24 protein-coding genes are annotated in these 17,999 nt (G+C 65.9%); 13 read left to right on the top strand and 11 right to left on the bottom strand.

Going from position 1 to position 17,999, the window contains the following annotated elements; genetic code table 11:
• Positions 1 to 15: 15 nt before the first annotated feature.
• Positions 16 to 519: a disulfide bond formation protein B gene (locus ACSQ23_RS21340; protein ID WP_055886624.1), complete on the top strand. Its 504-nt coding sequence runs from the start codon at positions 16 to 18 to the stop codon at positions 517 to 519.
• Positions 520 to 590: 71 nt separating this feature from the next.
• Here the strand turns inward: ACSQ23_RS21340 and ACSQ23_RS21335 are convergent, their stop codons facing one another.
• The 6 genes from ACSQ23_RS21335 to ACSQ23_RS21310 all read right to left on the bottom strand — a co-directional run bounded on the left by ACSQ23_RS21335 (position 591) and on the right by ACSQ23_RS21310 (position 4,454).
• Positions 591 to 1,382 carry an alpha/beta fold hydrolase gene (locus tag ACSQ23_RS21335; protein WP_436091813.1) on the bottom strand — a complete coding sequence of 264 codons (792 nt, stop codon included), beginning with the start codon at positions 1,380 to 1,382 and terminating at the stop codon, positions 591 to 593.
• A gap of 106 nt (positions 1,383 to 1,488) precedes the next feature.
• The gene (locus ACSQ23_RS21330; protein ID WP_436091812.1) at positions 1,489 to 1,968 is read right to left on the bottom strand and encodes an SRPBCC domain-containing protein; all 480 of its coding nucleotides are present in this window, start codon (positions 1,966 to 1,968) and stop codon (positions 1,489 to 1,491) included.
• Positions 1,969 to 1,976: 8 nt separating this feature from the next.
• On the bottom strand, positions 1,977 to 2,330 hold the full coding sequence (locus ACSQ23_RS21325; RefSeq protein ID WP_436091811.1) for an ArsR/SmtB family transcription factor: 354 nt from the start codon (positions 2,328 to 2,330) through the stop codon (positions 1,977 to 1,979).
• Positions 2,331 to 2,512: 182 nt separating this feature from the next.
• On the bottom strand, positions 2,513 to 3,070 hold the full coding sequence (locus ACSQ23_RS21320; protein WP_055886637.1) for an HNH endonuclease: 558 nt from the start codon (positions 3,068 to 3,070) through the stop codon (positions 2,513 to 2,515).
• Positions 3,071 to 3,165: 95 nt separating this feature from the next.
• A complete protein-coding gene (locus ACSQ23_RS21315) occupies positions 3,166 to 3,810 on the bottom strand; it encodes an alpha/beta hydrolase (RefSeq protein ID WP_055886641.1) in 645 nt (214 codons plus the stop codon).
• Positions 3,810 to 4,454, bottom strand: coding sequence for a DNA-3-methyladenine glycosylase family protein (locus ACSQ23_RS21310; RefSeq protein WP_056003417.1), 645 nt, complete (start codon positions 4,452 to 4,454; stop codon positions 3,810 to 3,812). Before ACSQ23_RS21310 ends, ACSQ23_RS21315 begins: the two co-directional genes overlap by 1 nt.
• Before the next feature lie 30 nt (positions 4,455 to 4,484).
• Between ACSQ23_RS21310 and gluQRS the strand changes: the two genes are divergently transcribed.
• Entirely contained in the window at positions 4,485 to 5,330 is an 846-nt protein-coding gene (gene gluQRS / locus ACSQ23_RS21305; protein ID WP_436091810.1) for a tRNA glutamyl-Q(34) synthetase GluQRS, read from the top strand.
• Between the two features lie 132 nt (positions 5,331 to 5,462).
• On the opposite strand, the gene ACSQ23_RS21300 is transcribed toward gluQRS, so the two are convergent.
• Positions 5,463 to 6,413 carry an NAD-dependent epimerase/dehydratase family protein gene (locus tag ACSQ23_RS21300; protein WP_436091809.1) on the bottom strand — a complete coding sequence of 317 codons (951 nt, stop codon included), beginning with the start codon at positions 6,411 to 6,413 and terminating at the stop codon, positions 5,463 to 5,465.
• A 113-nt stretch (positions 6,414 to 6,526) separates the two neighbouring features.
• On the opposite strand from ACSQ23_RS21300, the gene ACSQ23_RS21295 reads away from it, so the two are divergent.
• From ACSQ23_RS21295 to ACSQ23_RS21265, 7 genes are all read left to right on the top strand, one after another.
• Positions 6,527 to 7,420, top strand: coding sequence for a LysR family transcriptional regulator (locus tag ACSQ23_RS21295; protein WP_436091808.1), 894 nt, complete (start codon positions 6,527 to 6,529; stop codon positions 7,418 to 7,420).
• Positions 7,417 to 7,611: a twin transmembrane helix small protein gene (locus tag ACSQ23_RS21290; RefSeq protein WP_156384780.1), complete on the top strand. Its 195-nt coding sequence runs from the start codon at positions 7,417 to 7,419 to the stop codon at positions 7,609 to 7,611. The genes ACSQ23_RS21295 and ACSQ23_RS21290 overlap by 4 nt, the downstream gene beginning before the upstream one ends.
• Before the next feature lie 67 nt (positions 7,612 to 7,678).
• Positions 7,679 to 8,275, top strand: coding sequence for a cob(I)yrinic acid a,c-diamide adenosyltransferase (locus ACSQ23_RS21285; protein WP_436091807.1), 597 nt, complete (start codon positions 7,679 to 7,681; stop codon positions 8,273 to 8,275).
• Complete coding sequence (locus tag ACSQ23_RS21280) at positions 8,275 to 8,964, top strand: rhomboid family intramembrane serine protease (RefSeq protein WP_436091806.1); 690 nt, start codon at positions 8,275 to 8,277, stop codon at positions 8,962 to 8,964. Before ACSQ23_RS21285 ends, ACSQ23_RS21280 begins: the two co-directional genes overlap by 1 nt.
• A gap of 91 nt (positions 8,965 to 9,055) precedes the next feature.
• Entirely contained in the window at positions 9,056 to 9,232 is a 177-nt protein-coding gene (locus ACSQ23_RS21275; protein ID WP_436091805.1) for a hypothetical protein, read from the top strand.
• A 17-nt stretch (positions 9,233 to 9,249) separates the two neighbouring features.
• Positions 9,250 to 9,477 (top strand): hypothetical protein, encoded by a 228-nt coding sequence (locus tag ACSQ23_RS21270; protein ID WP_056003432.1) that lies wholly within the window; start codon positions 9,250 to 9,252, stop codon positions 9,475 to 9,477.
• Positions 9,478 to 9,646: 169 nt separating this feature from the next.
• Positions 9,647 to 10,267 (top strand): sugar O-acetyltransferase, encoded by a 621-nt coding sequence (locus ACSQ23_RS21265; RefSeq protein ID WP_436091804.1) that lies wholly within the window; start codon positions 9,647 to 9,649, stop codon positions 10,265 to 10,267.
• Position 10,268: 1 nt separating this feature from the next.
• On the opposite strand, the gene ACSQ23_RS21260 is transcribed toward ACSQ23_RS21265, so the two are convergent.
• Both ACSQ23_RS21260 and ACSQ23_RS21255 read right to left on the bottom strand, forming a co-directional pair.
• Positions 10,269 to 11,162, bottom strand: a complete 894-nt coding sequence (locus ACSQ23_RS21260) for a PfkB family carbohydrate kinase (RefSeq protein WP_436091803.1) — start codon at positions 11,160 to 11,162, stop codon at positions 10,269 to 10,271.
• 5 nt (positions 11,163 to 11,167) lie between these two features.
• Entirely contained in the window at positions 11,168 to 11,827 is a 660-nt protein-coding gene (locus tag ACSQ23_RS21255; RefSeq protein WP_055886679.1) for a TlpA disulfide reductase family protein, read from the bottom strand.
• 21 nt (positions 11,828 to 11,848) lie between these two features.
• Here ACSQ23_RS21255 and argH point away from each other — a divergent pair, with 21 nt between their 5' ends.
• From argH to lysA, 3 genes are all read left to right on the top strand, one after another.
• A complete protein-coding gene (gene argH / locus ACSQ23_RS21250; protein ID WP_055886682.1) occupies positions 11,849 to 13,291 on the top strand; it encodes an argininosuccinate lyase in 1,443 nt (480 codons plus the stop codon).
• A 9-nt stretch (positions 13,292 to 13,300) separates the two neighbouring features.
• Positions 13,301 to 14,029, top strand: coding sequence for a gamma-glutamylcyclotransferase (locus ACSQ23_RS21245; protein WP_436091802.1), 729 nt, complete (start codon positions 13,301 to 13,303; stop codon positions 14,027 to 14,029).
• Between the two features lie 85 nt (positions 14,030 to 14,114).
• Entirely contained in the window at positions 14,115 to 15,371 is a 1,257-nt protein-coding gene (lysA, locus tag ACSQ23_RS21240) for a diaminopimelate decarboxylase (protein WP_436091801.1), read from the top strand.
• A gap of 163 nt (positions 15,372 to 15,534) precedes the next feature.
• Here the strand turns inward: lysA and ACSQ23_RS21235 are convergent, their stop codons facing one another.
• Positions 15,535 to 16,251, bottom strand: a complete 717-nt coding sequence (locus ACSQ23_RS21235) for an LrgB family protein (RefSeq protein ID WP_436091800.1) — start codon at positions 16,249 to 16,251, stop codon at positions 15,535 to 15,537.
• Positions 16,248 to 16,613, bottom strand: a complete 366-nt coding sequence (locus tag ACSQ23_RS21230) for a CidA/LrgA family protein (RefSeq protein ID WP_436091799.1) — start codon at positions 16,611 to 16,613, stop codon at positions 16,248 to 16,250. Before ACSQ23_RS21230 ends, ACSQ23_RS21235 begins: the two co-directional genes overlap by 4 nt.
• A 97-nt stretch (positions 16,614 to 16,710) precedes the next feature.
• Between ACSQ23_RS21230 and ACSQ23_RS21225 the strand changes: the two genes are divergently transcribed.
• Positions 16,711 to 17,814, top strand: a complete 1,104-nt coding sequence (locus tag ACSQ23_RS21225) for a winged helix DNA-binding domain-containing protein (RefSeq protein ID WP_436091798.1) — start codon at positions 16,711 to 16,713, stop codon at positions 17,812 to 17,814.
• The last annotated feature ends 185 nt before the right edge of the window (positions 17,815 to 17,999 follow it).

The raw sequence follows: 17,999 nt of genomic DNA, 5'->3' as shown, positions 1-17,999 counted from the left end.
AATAGGAGCGTCATCGTGACCACCAGCCTCGCCACCGACCGTCCCCGCCTGCTCGCGACGATCGCCTTCGTCCTCGGCCTCGCGACCATTGCCGGCGCCTGGGGCTCGCAGCTGTTTGGCGGGCTGGTGCCGTGCGAGCTCTGCCTCGAGCAGCGCATGCCCTACTATTGGGGCCTGCCGCTGCTCGCGCTGGTGCTGATCCTGTGGCACCGGCTGCCGCGCGCCGTGTGGTATGTCGGGATCGTCCTGGTGCTCCTGACCTTCGTCTGGTCGACCTATCTCGCCGGCTATCACGCCGGCGTCGAATACGGCTTCTGGCCCGGCCCCACCGCCTGCACCGGCACCGGCGTCGATGTCAGCTTCTCCGACCTCACCAATATCAACGCCGCCCGCGTCGTCCCCTGCGACAAGATCCAGTTCAGCCTGTTCGGCGTAACGCTGGCTGGCGCCAACACGCTGATCTCGGCAGCGATCGTGCTGCTGCTCGGCACGGTGCTGCTCAAGGGCCGGAAGGCATAGAGCGCTTTCAGGAAAAGTTGCAGACTTTTCCGGTTCAAAAGCGCGACCAACTAGAGACCAGAGCCCTGCCGCTACTGCGTGAGGAAGGCCGTTGCGACCTCGGTGAGGAGCGGTGACTGGATCAGGTTGTAGTGCGTGGTGCCCGGGAGGATAGCAAGCCGGCTGGCCGGGCGCTGGGAGCCGTCGAACCCCGCGTCGCGCTGGCCGCCACCAAGCAGCTTCCAGAACGCCACCATGTGCTCGGGCCGGATCGAATCCGCGTCCGCGAACACCAGCAGCGTCGGGGCCGTCATCGCCTTGACCCCCTCGGTCCAGTCGTACTCGGGCTCGTTCATTTCGCCGGACTTGCGAAACACCCGCTCCCAGTCGACGTCGGGATAGAGCTCTCCGAGGGGTGAACTGGCGAGTTGCTGTCCGTACTCCGCCGCGTGGGCCGGCAATTGCCGGAAGGCCTCGCGGACTTCGGGATAGTCGTCGTTGGTGCGGTAATCCACCGAGACCGACACCAGCTTCTCGACCAGCTCCGGGTGCCGGAACGCCACCTGCAGCGCGACGCCGGCGCCGAGCGAATAGCCCATGAAGCGCGCCTTGCCGATGCCGAGGTGCTGAAGCACAGCCGCAACGTCGTCGGCCATCAGTTCGGAGGACCAGGGCACGTCGGTGTCCGTACTGAAGCCGTGGCCGCGCATGTGGATGGCGATCACCTTGTGGGTCTTCGCCATCGCGGCGAGCGGCGCACCAAACGTCTGGGACGGGTCGACGCCGCCATGCAGCAGCACCAGCGGCGGACCGTCACCGTGGATCTCGTAGTAAATCTCGGCGCCGCCGACCGGGACCTTGCCCGTGCTGCTGGGGGTGCTCATCGGAATGTCTCCTGCGGTTTGGGCAATGACAGGCGCTGCGACGAGGGCCGCAGCGACAAAGGCGAGGATCACGAGGGCGCGCCTCAGCATGATGGTTCTTCCCCAATCAGTACGTCGCGAGCTGCCGCTCAAGCTTGTCGAAGGCCTGGTTGGTGCCCTCGAAGAAACCGCCCTCGATCGCGACGGCGAGGTGTGCGGCGCTGTCGAACTCGGCGCGCATGGTGAAGATCGTCTCGTTACCGAGCGCTTCGAACGTGAGGGTGGCCAGATAGCTCGGCGGCGGATTGACCGCTTCGGGCGGGCGCCACGGCCGGTAGACGATGCGTTCTGGCGCGAGGATCTCGACGAACTGGTAGCGCACCGGATGCTCACCGCCGTCGGGCCGCCGCATGGTGACGTGCCACTCGCCACCGGCACGGAACTCGAGCTTGGTGACAGTGGAGGTGAAATTTTCCGGGCCCCACCACTGGGCAAGCAGGTCCGGGTCCTCGAAGGTGCGCCAGACCAGCCGGCGCGGTGCCTTGAGGCGGCGGCTGATGACGAACTCGCGCTGGGTGAGCGGGTCCAAAGCTGTGTCACTGGTCATGGCGCGCCTCAGTTCTTCTTGCCCGTTGCATCGGTCGCCTGCAGCCGCTCGAGCAGCCCGTCGAGCCGGTTGAGGCTCGTATCCCAGAAGCTTGCGAACTCCTCGATCCAGCCGACGGCCTCGCGCAGCGGCTGCGCCTCGAGCCGGCAGGGCCGCAGCTGGGCGTTACGTCCACGGCTGATCAGGCCCGCGCCTTCCAGCACCTTGAGATGCTTGCAGATCGCCGGGATGCTCATCTCGAACGGCGCCGCGATCTCCTTGACCGACGCTTCCCCATCCATCAGCCGCATCAGGATGGCCCGGCGGGTGGGGTCGGCGATGGCCGAAAGCGTGAGGCTGAGCTGGTCCGGCTGCACGTCCATTCCTAACTGATCGGTTAGCTAACTGATTGGTTAGATACGGCGTGATGGCAGTGGGTGTCAAGCAAGCCGGTGGCCAGGTTCAGCCAACGCGGCGTGACGCTTCGCGCGCCATGCCGAACGCGAAGACGATGGTGTTGATGCTGATACGGTTCGGCTGCACGGCCGGAAGTCGGCGTCCAGCCTCACGGCTCCAGTTCGATGTCCCAGTAGAGGTAGTCGAGCCAGCTGGTGTGCAGGTGGTTGGGCGGGAAAGCCCGGCCGTTATTGTGCAGGTCGTGCACGGTCGGCTGGAACGGCTCCTGCATCGGGAACATCTTGATCTCGCGCGGCAACCGGTTGGCTTTCCTGAGATTGCACGGCGCGCAGGCCGCGACGACGTTCTCCCAGGTGGTACGGCCGCCCTTGGAACGCGGGATCACGTGGTCGAAGGTGAGTTCGTCCCGGGCGCCGCAATATTGGCACTGGAATTTGTCGCGCAGGAACACGTTGAAGCGGGTGAACGCAGGATGCCGCGCCGGCCGCACGTAATCCTTGAGCGAGACGACGCTGGGCAGCAGCATCTCGAAGCTCGGCGACTTGATCACCCGGTCGTAGTTGGAGACGACGTGGACTCGATCAAGAAAAATCGCCTTGATCGCGTCCTGCCAGGACCAAAGCGACAAGGGATAATAGCTGAGGGGCCTGAAATCGGCGTTCAGCACCAGTGCGGGGCTATTCTCAAGCGACACATGTACCGTCACTTGTCGCCCCCAGATCGGGAATCGCGGCCAGTCATGATCAGCAATATTCTATGCCGACTGTGACACCCCTGTGAAGCGCGATTCGATCAGTCGATTCAGGCGGTTTGCGCCAGCATGAAGGACGTGGCGAAATCGAGCCCGTCCGGCGCGATGCCATGCGCCGTGCCCGACGAAATGTGCAGCGTTACATCGAATCCGGCGGCCGTCAGCTCGGTCGCCGCCTGCCGGCTGAGCCCTGGATCGACCACCTGGTCGAGATCGCCATGGATCAGCGCCACCGGCGCTTTGTCGATCGCCGGGAACCCCTCGGCAGGAACGAAAGCGCCAGAGAACGCCACGATACCCTTGATCGGACGCGGCAACGCCGTGCCGACATGCAGCGCCATCATCGCCCCTTGCGAGAAGCCGACGAGGAAGGTGTCGGCCGGCTTGATGTCGGTCTGCGTCCAGAGATCGGTGAGAAACTCGATGATCACGGGCGCGGCGTTCTTTGCCCCCTCGATGCGGCCGGCGATCCGATCCACCGCCAGCGGGAACCACTCGAAACCGAATGGGTTGCCGGCACAGGGCGTCGGCGCGTTCGGCGCAATGAACAATGCATCGGGCAGCAGCGGCCCCCAGTGGTGGCCGAGCCCGATCAGGTCGCTGCCGTCGGCGCCATAGCCGTGCAGCAAAATCACTGCCTGCTTCGGAGCGCCGCCGCTTTTGGGCGGCAGCATCGGGCCGGAGAGCTTGGCCATCAGATCGACAATCCTTCCTTGTTCCGCACGGCGCGATAGTAGCGCCAGAGCAGCAATGCGGCGGTGGACCGATAGGGCGACCAGCGCCGCGCCATCTCGATCAAGTCCTTCACCGGCGGCTTGCCGTCAAGCCCGAACGCCCACTCGGCCGCCCGCTGCAACGCGACGTCGCCGGCGGGAAAGATGTCCGGATGGGCCGCCGAAAACATCAGATAAATCTCGGCAGTCCACGGCCCGATCCCCTTGAGTTTGGTCAGCGCGGCGATCGCCGCGTCGGCCGGCAGTTCCGCGAGATGTGCGAAGTCGACACTGCCCGCCGCGATCGCCTCGGCCAGCCCGCGCAGCGTCCGGTACTTGCCGCCCGATTGCCCGGCGCCCCGGACGGCTTCCTCACTGAGCTTCAGATAGCCGACCGGGTCGAGCGCCCCTTCGAGCTGGGCGAAGCGGCCCCAGATCGCATCGGCGCTGGCGGTCGAAACCTGCTGGCCGGTGACGATCCGCGCCAACCCTTCGAAGCCGCCCGGCGAGCGGCGGATTTCGAATGCGCCGGCGCGCTCGGCAACGCCTCCGAGGCGCGGATCTAGCTCAATCAGGGCGCCCAGCTGGCGCTGCAGCGCCTCCGGCGTATCGAGACGGTCTGTCAAAGAAATATCCTTACGTGCTAGCAGTTTGTCATGCTCAGACCCGTCCTCCGCTTCGCCCCGAGCCCCAATGGCTTGCTGCATCTGGGGCACGCCTATTCGGCGCTGTTCGCCTCGGTATGGGCCGAAGTCCTCGGTGGCCGGTTCCTCCTGCGCATCGAAGACACCGACATAACCCGAAGCAAGCCGGAATTCACCGCGGCGATCTTCGAGGACCTCGCCTGGCTCGGCCTCTCCTGGGAACAGCCGGTGCTGCGGCAGTCCGACCGCTTCGTCGTCTATGCCGCTGCGGCCGACCGGCTCAGGGCGCGTGACCTGCTCTATCCCTGCTTCTGCTCGCGCACCGAGCTGGCCGCACAGTCGAGCGGCGCCGACCCCGATGGCGCGCCGCTTTATCCCGGCACCTGCCGGCACCTGTCGGCAGCCGAAGTGAAACAGCGTTTTGCCGAAGGGCGTACGGCGAACTGGCGGCTCAGGACCGACGACGCCATGGCGCTCACCGGCATGCTGACCTACAGCGTCGCCGGCCCCACCCCGGCGGATCGACCGCAGATCCGCTATGCCCGGCCGGAGCGCTGGGGCGATGTGGTGCTGCAGCGCAAAGGCACGCCGACCAGTTATCACCTCAGTGTGGTGATCGACGACGACGCCCAGGGCGTCACCCATGTCACCCGCGGCCGCGACATGGAGCCCTCGACCGATATCCACGTGCTCCTGCAGATGCTGCTCGGCCTCACCTCGCCGCTCTATACCTTCCACAAGCTGATCCTCGATACCGAAGGTAAAAAGCTCAGCAAATCGAAAGGCTCCACATCGCTGCGGAGCCTGCGTGACGCGGGTCGGACGGCGGAAGAGATTCGCCAGGAACTGGGGTTCTAGCCGCTCAGCCGGTGCGAGCTGCCCCCACCCTTGATCCCCGCAAGGGGGAGGGAGACGATGGAACCGCGATGCTGGTGTGAGGGTCTCCCGCCCCCTCAGGGGTGGGGGTCCACAACCACCAGCCTCGGCAACCTAAGCCGCCAGCTTCTCCGCCGCAAAGAACGGCGCCACCGTCGCCGCCACTGCCGCGTCGAACGGCGTAGCAAAATCCGGGCCGAGGATGGCGTCGAGGCGCGCGTCCTTGAGCTCCATCGGGTTCTCCCACAGGTAACTCATCTTGCTGACCGCCCGCATCAGCGGATCGACGAGACCCACGACGTTGAACAGCACGCGCGGGAACGTGCCGACCTTGAGCTTCACCGGCGCCGCGGCCACGGCGGCTGCAGCCATCTGCTCGGGCGTCACATAGTTGCCGGCGAAATGGAAATTCTCGAAGGCGCCGAACTCCTTACGGTGCCAGGCGAGCTTCTCGAAGGCCCGGCCGACATCCGGCAGATAGGCCCAGGAGTGGCCGACGCTGGGCACGCCCATCATCGCGAACTTGCCTTTTTTCGCCTCGCGCAGCATGGCGAGGTCGAACCAATCGAACGAACTCTCCGGCCCATAGAAATCCCCGGCGCGGAGGATAATCGCCTGGATGTCGCCGCGCTTCGCCGCCGCTTCATACAATGCCTCGACCCGCACCCGGATCTCGCCGCGCGGCGTCTGCGGGCGCTGCTTGAGCTGGGGCATCACGGTCCGGTCGGTGGCGGCGTAGTTATAGATATTGCCGGGGAACAGCAGGGTCTTGCCGCTCTTGCCGAGCGCGGTGATCACCCGCTGGTTCTGTGCTTCCATCCGGCCCTGATCCCACTGGTGGTAGGGCAGGTTCAGCGCGTTGACCACCACCTCGGTATCGCCGATCGCTGCACGCATCGCTTCCACATCCTCGGCGTCGCCCCTGATGAAGCGCACCCCTGCTATCGGCTGCTTGTTGGACCGCCCAAACCCGGCGACCTCCCACCCGGCGGCGACGAAGGCCTTGGCGATGTGGTGGCCAACATGACCGTTGATGCCGATGACGATGACTTTCTGCGTGCTCATTTGCTTGGCTCCTTGCTGGTGAGGAGCAAGGTAGGCGCAACACCGGCGTTGATGAATTGGACAAGATCGTTACCTTGCCATACAGAATTGAATGGCCTGGAGACACCTTGACCATGCCCGATCCCGACTGGTCGCTGTGGCGCAGCTTTGGCGCCGTCGTCGAGCACGGTTCGCTCTCGGCTGCCGCGCGCGCCCTCGGCCTCAGCCAGCCGACGCTGGGCCGTCATGTCGAGGCGCTGGAGCAGGCATTGGGGATGAGCCTGTTCGAGCGGACGCTCACTGGCTTTCACGCCACCGATACGGCGCTCAAGCTCTACGAGCCGGTGCTGGCGGCGCAGCAGGCATTGGCCGAGGCAACGCTGATCGCCGAGGGGGCGAGCGCCGCGCTCACTGGCTCGGTCCGCATCACTTCCAGCACCGTGATGTGCCACTACGTGCTGCCGCCGTTCCTCCTCGACCTGCGCCAGAGCTTCCCGCAGGTGGCGATCGAGCTGGTGCCGTCGGATTCGGCCGAAAACCTGTTGCTGCGCGAGGCCGATATCGCCGTCCGCATGTTCCGGCCCACCCAGCTCGAGCTGATCACCCGCAAGCTCGGCGAAAGCCCGATCGTCACCTGCGCCCACGAAAGCTACATCCTGAGGCGCGGACGCCCGGAACGGCCCGAGCAGCTGGTCGAGCACGATCTGATCGGCTTCGATCGCTCCGAACTGCTGATCGGCGCCGCCCGGCGCATGGGGTTCGAACTGAAGCGCAGCGATTTCATCGTCCGCACCGACAGCCAGACCAATGCCTGGGAACTGGTCAAGGCCGGTCTCGGCGTCGGTTTCGCGCAGCAGCTGCTGGTGGCCGAGACGCGCGGCATGGTGCCGCTATTGCCCGATTTCCGCCCGCCGCCCTTGGAAGTGTGGTTGACCACGCATCGCGAACTGTTCACCAGCCGTCGCATTCGTGCCATCTATGACCGACTGGGCGAGGGCCTCAGCCGCTTCCTCGCGAGGACATTATGAACATCACCGGCATCATCACCATCGTCGCGCTCGGCGCGGTCGCCATCATCCTGTTCATGGGGCTGTGGAACATGTTCCGCGGCGGCGACCACAACCTCAGCCAGAAGCTGATGCGCGCCCGCGTCATCGCCCAGGCCGTGGCCATCGTGGTGATCCTGGGCGCCTTATACTTCTTCGGTCGGGGGAGCTGACCGAAAGCGCTTCGCGCGCCATTCCCGCTGAGCTAGTTTCGACGCCACTGACTCGCGGCGGAACGACATGGTCAAGCTCAACAAGATCTACACCAAAACCGGCGATGACGGCACCACCGGCCTGGTGCGCGGCCCGCGCCGCTCCAAGGCGGACCTCCGCGTCGAGTGCTTCGGCACCGTCGACGAGGCCAACAGCTTCATCGGCATGGCGCGGCTCCATACCGGCTCGATGCCCAAGCTCGACCGGCTGCTGGCGCGCGTGCAGAACGACCTGTTCGACCTCGGCTCCGACCTCGCCACCCCAGGCGCCGATCCGGCCGGCGCACCGCCCTCATTGCGCATCACCGCGCAGCAGACCGAATGGATCGAAGAGCAGATCGACCACTACAATGAAGGCCTGAAGCCGCTCCAGAGCTTCGTCCTCCCCGGTGGCACGCCGCTCGCCGTCGCGCTGCATCTGGGCCGCACCGTCACCCGTCGCGCCGAACGCCTGGTGGTCGAGTTGATTGCGGCCGAACCCGACGTCAACAACGCCGTCATGGTCTATCTCAACCGCCTGTCGGACCTGCTGTTCGTCATGGCGCGGGTGGCCAACGCCAACGGCGACAGCGACGTGCTGTGGACGCCTGGCAAGTTCGGCCACGAGGGGCAATCGCGCGGCTGATGTTCATTCCGCTGCACGACCGCAACCCAGTCCGGCACATCAGGTTCCCCTATGTCACCTATGGCATCATCGGGCTGAATGTCCTGGTGTTCCTGATCCAGCTGGCGCATGGCAGCGGGCTCAGTTTCGACCAGTTCGCGCTGAGCTATGCCGCAGTCCCGGCCTATTTCCTGCAGCCCGAGGCGCCGGACCGGCTGGCCTACCTGCCCGACGGGCTGACGCTCATCACCTATGCGTTCTTTCATGCCGACTGGCTGCACCTGGGCAGCAACATGCTGTTCCTTTGGGTGTTCGGCGACAATATCGAGGATGCGCTGGGGCATGTGAAGTTCGCGGCGTTCTACCTCGCCTGTGCCGCGCTCTCCGGCGTGATCTATATCCTCTTCGCCATGGGTACCTACACCTGGCTGATCGGCGCCTCGGGCGCCGTTGCCGGCGTCATGGGCGCCTATATCGTCCTCTACCCGCATGCCCGGGTCTATGTGCTGCTGGGCCTCACCATCCCGATCCCGCTGCCGCTGCCGGCGCTCTGGATGCTCGGCGCCTGGGCGGCGGTGCAGCTGTTCTACCTGTTCTTCGGCGGCAGCAGCCCGGTCGCCTGGTCCGCCCATGTCGGCGGATTGATCGTCGGCGCGGCGCTCTGCGTGCCGCTGAAGCGACGCGACGTGGCGCTGTTCGGCGGGCGCTGATCCGTAAACGATTGATTCACGATCGCACCATTCCGACACAGCTTCGGGAAGGTTTCGTTTACGCCCCGGTCATAAAACCCCGGGGATGGACATGGATCTGACATCGCAGCTGCTTGCCGCGCGCTCCGCCGGGACGCAGCAATCCATTGCCATCGCCGTGCTGAAGAAATCGCACGAGATGGAGATGTCGCTGATCCAGATGGTCGACAGCGTGGCGCGCTCTGCTCCACCGCCCGGCCAGGGGACCAAGGTCGACAAAATCGCCTGACCAGCCGGAGGGGTGTGATGAACCTCGACACATCGATCTATCGCATGGCCTTCCGCGAGGCCGACACCCTCGGCGTGGCGCAGGTGCTCGTCGCCAAAAAGCGCGCCGATCTCGAACACCAGATGCTGCTCAAGCAGATCAACGAAGGCTCCGCCTCCACTGGCGCCGACCTCGAGCGGGCCCTCACCGATATGGAGCAGCGCTCCGACGCGTTTGTCGGCCGCATCATCGATCGCACCGCCTGAACGACTGTTCAGCACCCCGTCTCCCGACATCCGATCCCTGAACCCCGTCTGAACGGACGGGGCGAAGCGGCGCGCAATTCTGCAAACTGTGCGCTTGCGGGGTCTGTCCCATCGGGGCAGAAGCGACCGCTTTCAGCGGGGGGACACGCTGAACAGGAGATTGGCCCCAATGAGCAAGACGGGCTACGAGAAGATGGTATCGGGCGAGCTCTATGAAGGGCCGGACTGGGACCTGATCGAAATGCAGGTCGAAGCAAGGAAGAAACTCGACCGCCTCAACGCCGTCCCCAACTGGGACATGGCCAACCGCACCGCGATGTTCCGCGACCAGCTCGGCAGCTTCGGCGACAGTTTCGTGTTGAGCCCCGTCACCTGGGAATACGGCAAGCACATCCATATCGGCGAGGGTGTGTTCATCAACTTCGAATGCGTCTTCCTCGACGGCGCCGAAGTGCGCATCGGCGACGGCACCGCCATTGCACCGCGGGTGATGTTCCTGACCGCCGGCCACCCGGTTGACCCGCACGAGCGTGAGCGCCGCGATCCCAAGACCGGTAAGCTGATCGGCGCCCAGTGCATCAACAAGCCGATCAGCATCGGCAAGCACTGCTGGATCGGCGCCGGCACCATCATCGTCGGCGGCGTCAGCATCGGCGACGGCACCACCATCGGCGCCGGCAGCGTCGTCACCCGCGACATCCCCGCCGGCGTGCTCGCCGCGGGTAACCCCTGCCGGGTGATCCGCAAAGCCGACGCCAAGCCGATGCGGCAGGCGGCGAACGCGGCTTAACTCAGCGCGCTTTCACCAGAAACGCCTCGACCTCGGCGCGCGACGGCGCGCCGAGCCGGCCGCCGAACCGGGTGCACTTGATCGCCGCGGCCGCCGAAGCAAAAGCGATGACGTTGCGCATCGGCCAGCCCTCGAGCAGCCCGACGGCAAACCCGGCATGGAACACATCGCCCGCCGCCAGCGTATCGATCGCTTCGATTTTCGGTGCCGGCGAATGGCGGATCCCGTCCCCCTCGCTCCACCAGCAGCCATCGGCGCCGGCGGTGACCGCGACGAAGCCGCCATGGCTGACTGCGAGCCACCCGGCCGCCTGCTCTGCGGTGTCCGCCCCGGTCACCAGCTTTGCCGCGCTCTCTGATGCCACCACATGCGTCGCCAGCGGCAACAAGCCGTCGAGCACGTCGCGCGCCGCCATATCGGCATCGAGGATACCAGGGACGCCCGCCGCCTTCGCCGCACCGAGCGCCAGCGCCGCCGCGCCCGGCCAGCGCACGTCGGTCATCACCGCGTCGATACCACGAAGATCAGGGGCGGCCTCGGGCGGCGCCATCAGCGTGGGATCGTAGCGCGGCACGATCATCGTACTGCCGCTGCGATCCATGAAAATCGAGGAAAAGCCCGAGCGCGAACCGGCGACGCGCCGCACCCGCGAACAGTCGACGCCTTCGCCCGAGATCTGCTGCACCAGCCGATCGCCGGTGGCGTCGTTGCCGGCCGAAGCCCAGAGCGCCGCCTTGCCGCCGAGCCGCACGATGCTCGCCGCCTGCGCCGCCGCCATGCCTTCGGCGACCTCGACCGCATCGAGCGGAATGACTTTGCCCGGCCCGTCCGGCAGGCGATCCAGCCGGAAAATGGTGTCCATGGTCAGGGCACCGACGCAGAGGATCCGGCGCATGCGGGTCAGGTCCCGATCAGCGTGTCGATGACGTTGTGACCGTCAGGCGAATCCCACTCGGCCGGCCCTTGCAGCACCGCCAGCTCGCAGCCCTTTTCGTCGAGCAGGAGCGTTGCCGGCAGCCCGATCGCCACCGCCTGCTGCTGCAGCCGCTTGAATGCATCGAAGGTGGAATCCGCATAGAGCGGCAGGTTCTTGAGCCCCTCGTCGGCGAGGAATTTCTTCGCCTTCTCGAGCCCGCTCTCGCCGACATCGAGGTTGATCGGCAGCACCATGAACTGCTCTGAATTGTACTTCGTCGCAATGGCGTCGAGCGCGGGCATTTCCTCGCGGCACGGCACGCACCAGCTGGCCCAGAAATTCACCAGCAGCTTCTTGCCGGCAAAGCTGCCGATCGTGGTCGGCGCACCCGCTGCATCCTTGAACGCCATATCGGCATAGCCGCGCCCTTCGCCGGTGCCGTTGAGCGCTGCCAGCATGCCGATCGCCGCCGCGTCGATCTTCTGCCCCTTGATCACCTGCGGATCGCACTGCGTCGCCTGCGCCGGCATGAAGTTGCCAACCACGAGGGTAAGGACTAGTGCTACCGCCGCACTGATCAGGGCGACGAGCAGCACCCGCCTGGGGCGCAATCTCCGGGTCGGGGCGGGGCTTTGGTCGGTCATAGGTCTACCGTTGGAGTTGAGATGAGCAATCGCATGTGGGGCGGCCGTTTTGCGACCGGGCCCGACGCCATCATGGAAGAGATCAACGCCTCCATCGGCTTCGATCAGCGACTCTACAAGCAGGACATCGCCGGCTCTATCGCACACGCCACCATGCTGGCGGAAGTGGGCATCCTGACCCAGGCGGATCGCGACGCGATCATCACCGGCCTAAAGACCGTGCTCGACGAGATCGAGACAAACAAATTCACGTTCTCGCGTTCGCTCGAGGACATTCACATGAATGTCGAGAGCCGCCTGAAGGACGTGATCGGCGATGCCGCGGGGCGCCTCCACACCGCCCGCTCGCGCAACGACCAGGTAGCCACCGATTTCCGCCTTTATGTCCGCGACGCCATCGATACGCTCTTGGCGCAGGTCAAAACCCTGCAGCTGGCGCTGGTGAAGCGAGCCGAGGAGGAAGTCGCGACCATCATGCCCGGCTTCACCCACCTGCAGAACGCCCAGCCGGTGACGTTCGGCCATCACCTGCTTGCCTATGTGGAAATGCTCGGCCGCGACTACGGCCGCTTCGAGGATGCGCGCAAGCGCCTCAACGAGAGCCCGCTCGGCTCGGCCGCCCTCGCCGGCACCCCCTATCCGATCGATCGCGACATGACCGCCCGGGCGCTCGGCTTCGATCGCCCCACCGCCAATTCGCTCGACGCCGTCTCCGATCGCGATTTCATCCTCGAAACGCTCTCGGCCGCCAGCCTCTGCGCCATGCACCTCAGCCGCTTCGCCGAGGAACTGGTGATCTGGTCGTCGTCGCAGTTCGGCTTCGTCAAGCTTTCCGACAAGTTCACCACCGGCTCCTCGATCATGCCCCAGAAGCGCAACCCCGACGCGGCCGAGCTGATCCGCGCCAAGGTCGGCCGCATCATGGGTGCGCTGACCTCGCTGCTGATCGTCATGAAGGGCCTGCCGCTCGCCTATTCCAAGGACATGCAGGAAGACAAGGAAGTCGCCTTCGACGCGCTCGACTCGCTGTCGCTGTCGCTCGCCGCGATGACCGGCATGGTCGAGGATCTGAAGGCCAATCGCGAGAAGATGCGCGCTTCGGCCAATGCCGGCTTCTCCACCGCCACCGATATCGCCGACTGGCTGGTCAAGCAGGCCAATATCCCGTTCCGCGAGGCCCATCATATCACCGGGCAGATCGTGGCGCTGGCCGAGCAGAAGGGCATGACGCTGGACGGCCTCACCATCGAGGATTTCAAGTTCATCGACCACCGCATCGACAGCCGCATCCATAAGGTGCTGAGCGTCGAGAGCTCGGTCGCCGCCCGGAAAAGCTACGGCGGCACCGCGCCGGAAAACGTCGCGCTGCAGGCCGCCCGCTGGAAGGAAATCCTCACCGGCGTGAAGTCCGAACCGGTCAGTGTGAAGAAATCCGGTGGTCACGGCGATGGCGGAGTGGAGTAGGCTCCGGCAATGCCGCGCCAGCCCCGCCCCCTGCACCTCACCGCTGACCATGTCGCCCGCATCCCGGTGATCGAGGATCCGGGCCAGCCGACCTACCCGGGCATTCGCCCAGCGACCGAGGCCGACTACGATGCGGAAGTCGCGCGGATCATCGATACGGCGCCCGAAGGCGAGTTCTGGATCTTCGCGCTGAGCTCGCTGATCTGGAATCCGGCCACCGAGTTCGACCAGCAGCGCATCGCCGTCGCCAGCGGCTGGCACCGCAGCTTTTGCCTGTTCGACCAGCGCTGGCGAGGCAACCCCAAGCAGCCGGGCCTGATGATGTGCCTCGATCGCGGCGGCAGCTGCCGCAGCGTTGCCTTCCGCATCCCGGCCGGCACCATCAAAGCCAACATGGACAAGCTGGTGCGCCGCGAAATGAGCATGGTGCCCAACGCCTTTCCCGGCCGCTGGATCAAGGTCGCCACCGCCGAGGGTCCACTCACTGCCCTGGCGTTTGCGATCAACCGCAACAGCACCCGCTATGTCGGCGGCCTCACCTTGGCGGAGCGTGCCGACCGGCTGGCGCAGGCGCATGGCTGGAAGGGCTCGATGGCCGAGTATGTGCTCTCGACAGTGCAGAAGCTCGCCGAATACGGCATCCACGACCGCAACCTGTGGGCCCTGCAGCGGCTGATCGCAGAACGGATCGACCACCACTGGCCCGCGCCGGCCGGTGCGGCGCATCGCGCTTCTTGATCGGCCCCATAGAGAAGTCTCGCTTCCGCTGCCCGGCGTTTTCGCCTAGAGCTTCGCCCGGATTTCGTAGGGGCGCAGGACCTTGGTGCATCACTTCCAGTATCGCGACGACCGGCTGTACGCCGAGGAGGTCGACCTCACCGCCCTCGCCGGCAAGGTGGGCACGCCCTTCTACGTCTATTCGGCCGCGACGCTGCGCCGCCACGTGCAGGTGATGCGCGATGCCTTCAAGGGCATCGACACGCTGGTCGCCTATGCCATGAAGGCCAACTCCAACCAGGCGGTGATCAAGCTCATCGCCAAGGAGGGCGCCGGCGCCGACGTGGTGTCGGGCGGCGAACTCGAGCGCGCCATTGCCGCCGGGGTGCCGGCCAATCGAATCGTCTTCTCCGGCGTCGGCAAGACCTTCGCCGAGATGCGCCGGGCGCTCGAAGTCGGCATCAAGTGCTTCAACCTCGAGAGCGAACCGGAGCTGGAGCGGCTGAGCGATGTCGCCGTCTCCATGGGCATGACCGCGCCGGTTTCGGTGCGCATCAACCCCGATGTCGATGCCGGCACGCACAAGAAGATCTCGACCGGCAAGGCCGAAAACAAGTTCGGCATCCCGTTTGCGCGGGCCCGCGAGGTCTATGCCCGCATCGCCGCGCTGCCGGGCGTGCGCGCCGTCGGCGTCGATATGCATATCGGCAGCCAGATCACCGACATGACGCCGTTCGATAACGCCTTCGCGCTGCTCGCCGAACTGGTGCGCGACCTGAAGGCCGCCGGCCACGATATCCGCCACGCCGATGTCGGCGGCGGCCTCGGCATCCCCTACCACCACGACGAAGACGCGCCGCCGGCTCCGCCCGCCTATGCCGAGATCGTCAGGAAGCATATCGGCCCGCTCGGCGTATCGCTGGTGCTGGAGCCCGGCCGGCTGATCGTCGGCAATGCCGGCATTCTCGTCACCAAAGTCGAGTACGTGAAGGAAGGCGGCAAGACCTTCGTCATCGTCGATGCGGCGATGAACGACCTGATCCGCCCTACCCTCTACGAGGCGCATCACGACATCCAGCCGGTGGTGCATTCCAACCTGGCGCAGATCACCGCCGATGTGGTCGGCCCGGTCTGCGAGACTGGCGATTTCATCGCCCAGGATAGGAAGATGGCGGGCGTCAAGGAAGGCGACCTGCTCGCCGTGATGTCGGCCGGCGCCTATGGCGCGGTGATGGCCTCGACCTACAACTCGCGCCCGCTGGTGCCCGAGGTGCTCGTCGACGGCGACAAGTGGCACGTCATCCGCCCACGCAAGTCGATCGCCGAGCTGATCGCCCTGGACAGCGTCCCCGACTGGGTGTGATCCGGGAGCACAGCCCCATCGGGTTGCACCGCTTTCTCCACTCACTCAGTGTCATCCCAGCGAAAGCTGGACCCAACTCACAGCCCGCGCCAGCGGATGGATGGATCCCAGCTTTCGCTGGGATGACACCCGGTGAGGGAGGGCAAGACCGCCGGGCCAATAGCTACACCAGCCACGCCGTCAGTACTGGCGCCAGCACCGAGGTCAGCACCGCGTTGAGCCCCATGGCGATGCCTGCGAACGTGCCTGCCACCGGATCGACGGCGAAGGCGCGCGCCGTGCCGATGCCGTGCGAGGCGAGCCCGACCGAAAAGCCGCGCGCCGCGTAGTCGGTGATCTCTAGGGCGTTCATGATCGGCGTCACCAGCACCGCGCCGGTGACCCCGGTCAGCACCACCAGCACGGCGGTGAGCGAGGGTGAGCCGCCGATCTGCTCGGCAATGCCCATGGCGACGCCTGCCGTCACCGATTTCGGCACCAGCGCCAGGAGCACATCCGGCGGCAGCCCGAACAGCCGGCCCAAGAGTACCACCGAGACGATCGCCGTTACCGAGCCTGCCAGCAGCGCGCCAAGCAGCGGCAACAGGTTCTCCATCACGATCTTGCGGTTGCTGACCAGCGGCACGGCGATGGCGACGATCGCCGGGCCGAGCAGGAAATGCACGAACTGCGCGCCCTCGAAATAGCGCCCATAGGGTGTGCCGGTGGCGAGCAGTACCGCACCGACTGCGATGATCGACAGCAGCACCGGATTGACCAGCGGGTTGCGGCCCGATTTCAGCGCCAGCCAGTCCGCCCCGACCCAGACGCAGAGCGTCACCGTCAGCCACAGCAGCGGCGTCGAGCTGAGATAGACCCAGAGCGCGAACGGATCGTTCATGGCCGCCTCCCGGTCCAGCGCTTCACCGCAAGGAACGCCCCGACCGTCGCCAGCATGGTGAGCACCGCCGAAATGATCAGCGTCAGGATGATCCCCACACCATAGTCGCCGAGCAGCCCCAGCTGCTGCACTACCCCGACACCGGTCGGCACGAACAGCAGCCCCAGCCCCCCAACGAGGAAGGTGGTGACCTTGTCGAGCAGCGTGCCCTTGAGGTCGGGCCGCCGCTGTACCCACGCCAGCAGCACGACGGCGAGGAGGATCAGCCCGACCACCGGGCCCGGCATCGGCAGAGCCAGCGAGCGCGCCAGGATTTCACCGGCCAATTGGCAGGCGAGGAGCAATGCGAGAATGGCAATCATGCCCGCGACTATCGGAGCGCTCGCCTGCCGGTGCAAGCTGCTGACAAGCCCTGTCAGTACGCTCCGGCTAGTTTATGCCCATACCGAGGAGGTGCAGATGACGAACGCCCTGACCGACCGCCAGCTCAACCGCGCCACCCTGGCGCGTCAGATGCTGCTCGAGCGCAGCGACATGGGTATCACCGACACCATTGCCTGGCTGCTCGGCATGCAGGCGCAGCAGACCCACGACCCCTATATCGGGCTCTGGTCGCGGCTCGAGGGCTTTACCCACCAGGCGCTGACCGCGCTGATCGTCGACCGCACGCTGGCCCGCGCCACCACCATGCGCGGCACGCTGCATCTTCACACCGTCGACGACCTGATCGGCATCCGGGCAGAGATGCAGCCCTTCCTCCGCTCCGTCTGGCTCAGCAATTTCAAGAAGCGTTTCGGCGGCAATGACGAAGCCGCCGTATTGGAACTAGCGCGAAAGCTGCTCGACGCCGAACCGATGACCGCCGGCCAGCTCGGCAAGCGCCTCAGCGAGCGCTTCCCCGTTGGCGAACCGCTGGCCATGACCATGCTGCTGCAATCGACCGATACGCTGATCCAGATCCCGCCGACCCGAATCTGGGGCTCCGGCCATTCGCCGGTCATCACCCGCATCGGCAACTGGCTGCCGGCGCCCTATGAGCGCCCGATCGCCCGCGAAACCCTGGTGCGCCGCTACCTCGCCGCCTATGGCCCGGCTAGCGTCGCCGACATGCAGAGCTGGTCGCGCCTCACCAAGCTCGGCGAGGTGTTCGAAGCGCTGCGCCCCGCGCTGGTCAGCTTCACCACCCCCGATGGCCGCGAACTGTTCGACCTGCCCGACGCGCCGCGTCCCGACGCCGATACGCCCTCCCCAGTCCGCTTCCTGCCGCTCTACGAAAACGCCATCCTCGGCTACGACAACCGCCGCCGTTTCCTCGTCCAAGGCGACGAACTGCGTGGCGACTTCGTCAACAACGTCAAACCTGGGGTGCTGGTCGACGGCCTGATGTCGGCCGGCTGGGGCATCGACAGCAAGAAGGGCGCCGCGGTGCTCACCGTCACGCCCTACCACCAGCTCAGGAAAAAGGACGTCGCCGAGATCGAGCGCGAGGGCCTGCAGTTCCTGCGCTTCATGGAGGAAGAGGCGGAGACGTTCGACGTCCGCGTGCTGGAGCCGCCGGCCTGAGACTCGCCGGAGTCCGGCACCTCGATGGTTCGGCTCGAGCGCCCCTCGCCCCTGAGGGGAGAGGGTAGTGCAGCTAGGACCGCCAGGTCCGTAGCGGAACTAGGGTGAGGGGTTCAGTTTCTCAGCAAGCGCGTATTGAGCCGCTTCACCCCTCATCCGGCGCTGCGCGCCACCTTCTCCCCTGA

Source organism: Devosia sp. LjRoot16, assembly GCF_964252795.1.
In the GTDB taxonomy this organism is placed as follows: domain Bacteria; phylum Pseudomonadota; class Alphaproteobacteria; order Rhizobiales; family Devosiaceae; genus Devosia_A.
The sequence above is the reverse complement of the archived record's forward strand: the minus strand, read 5'-3'. Positions and strand labels throughout refer to the sequence as shown.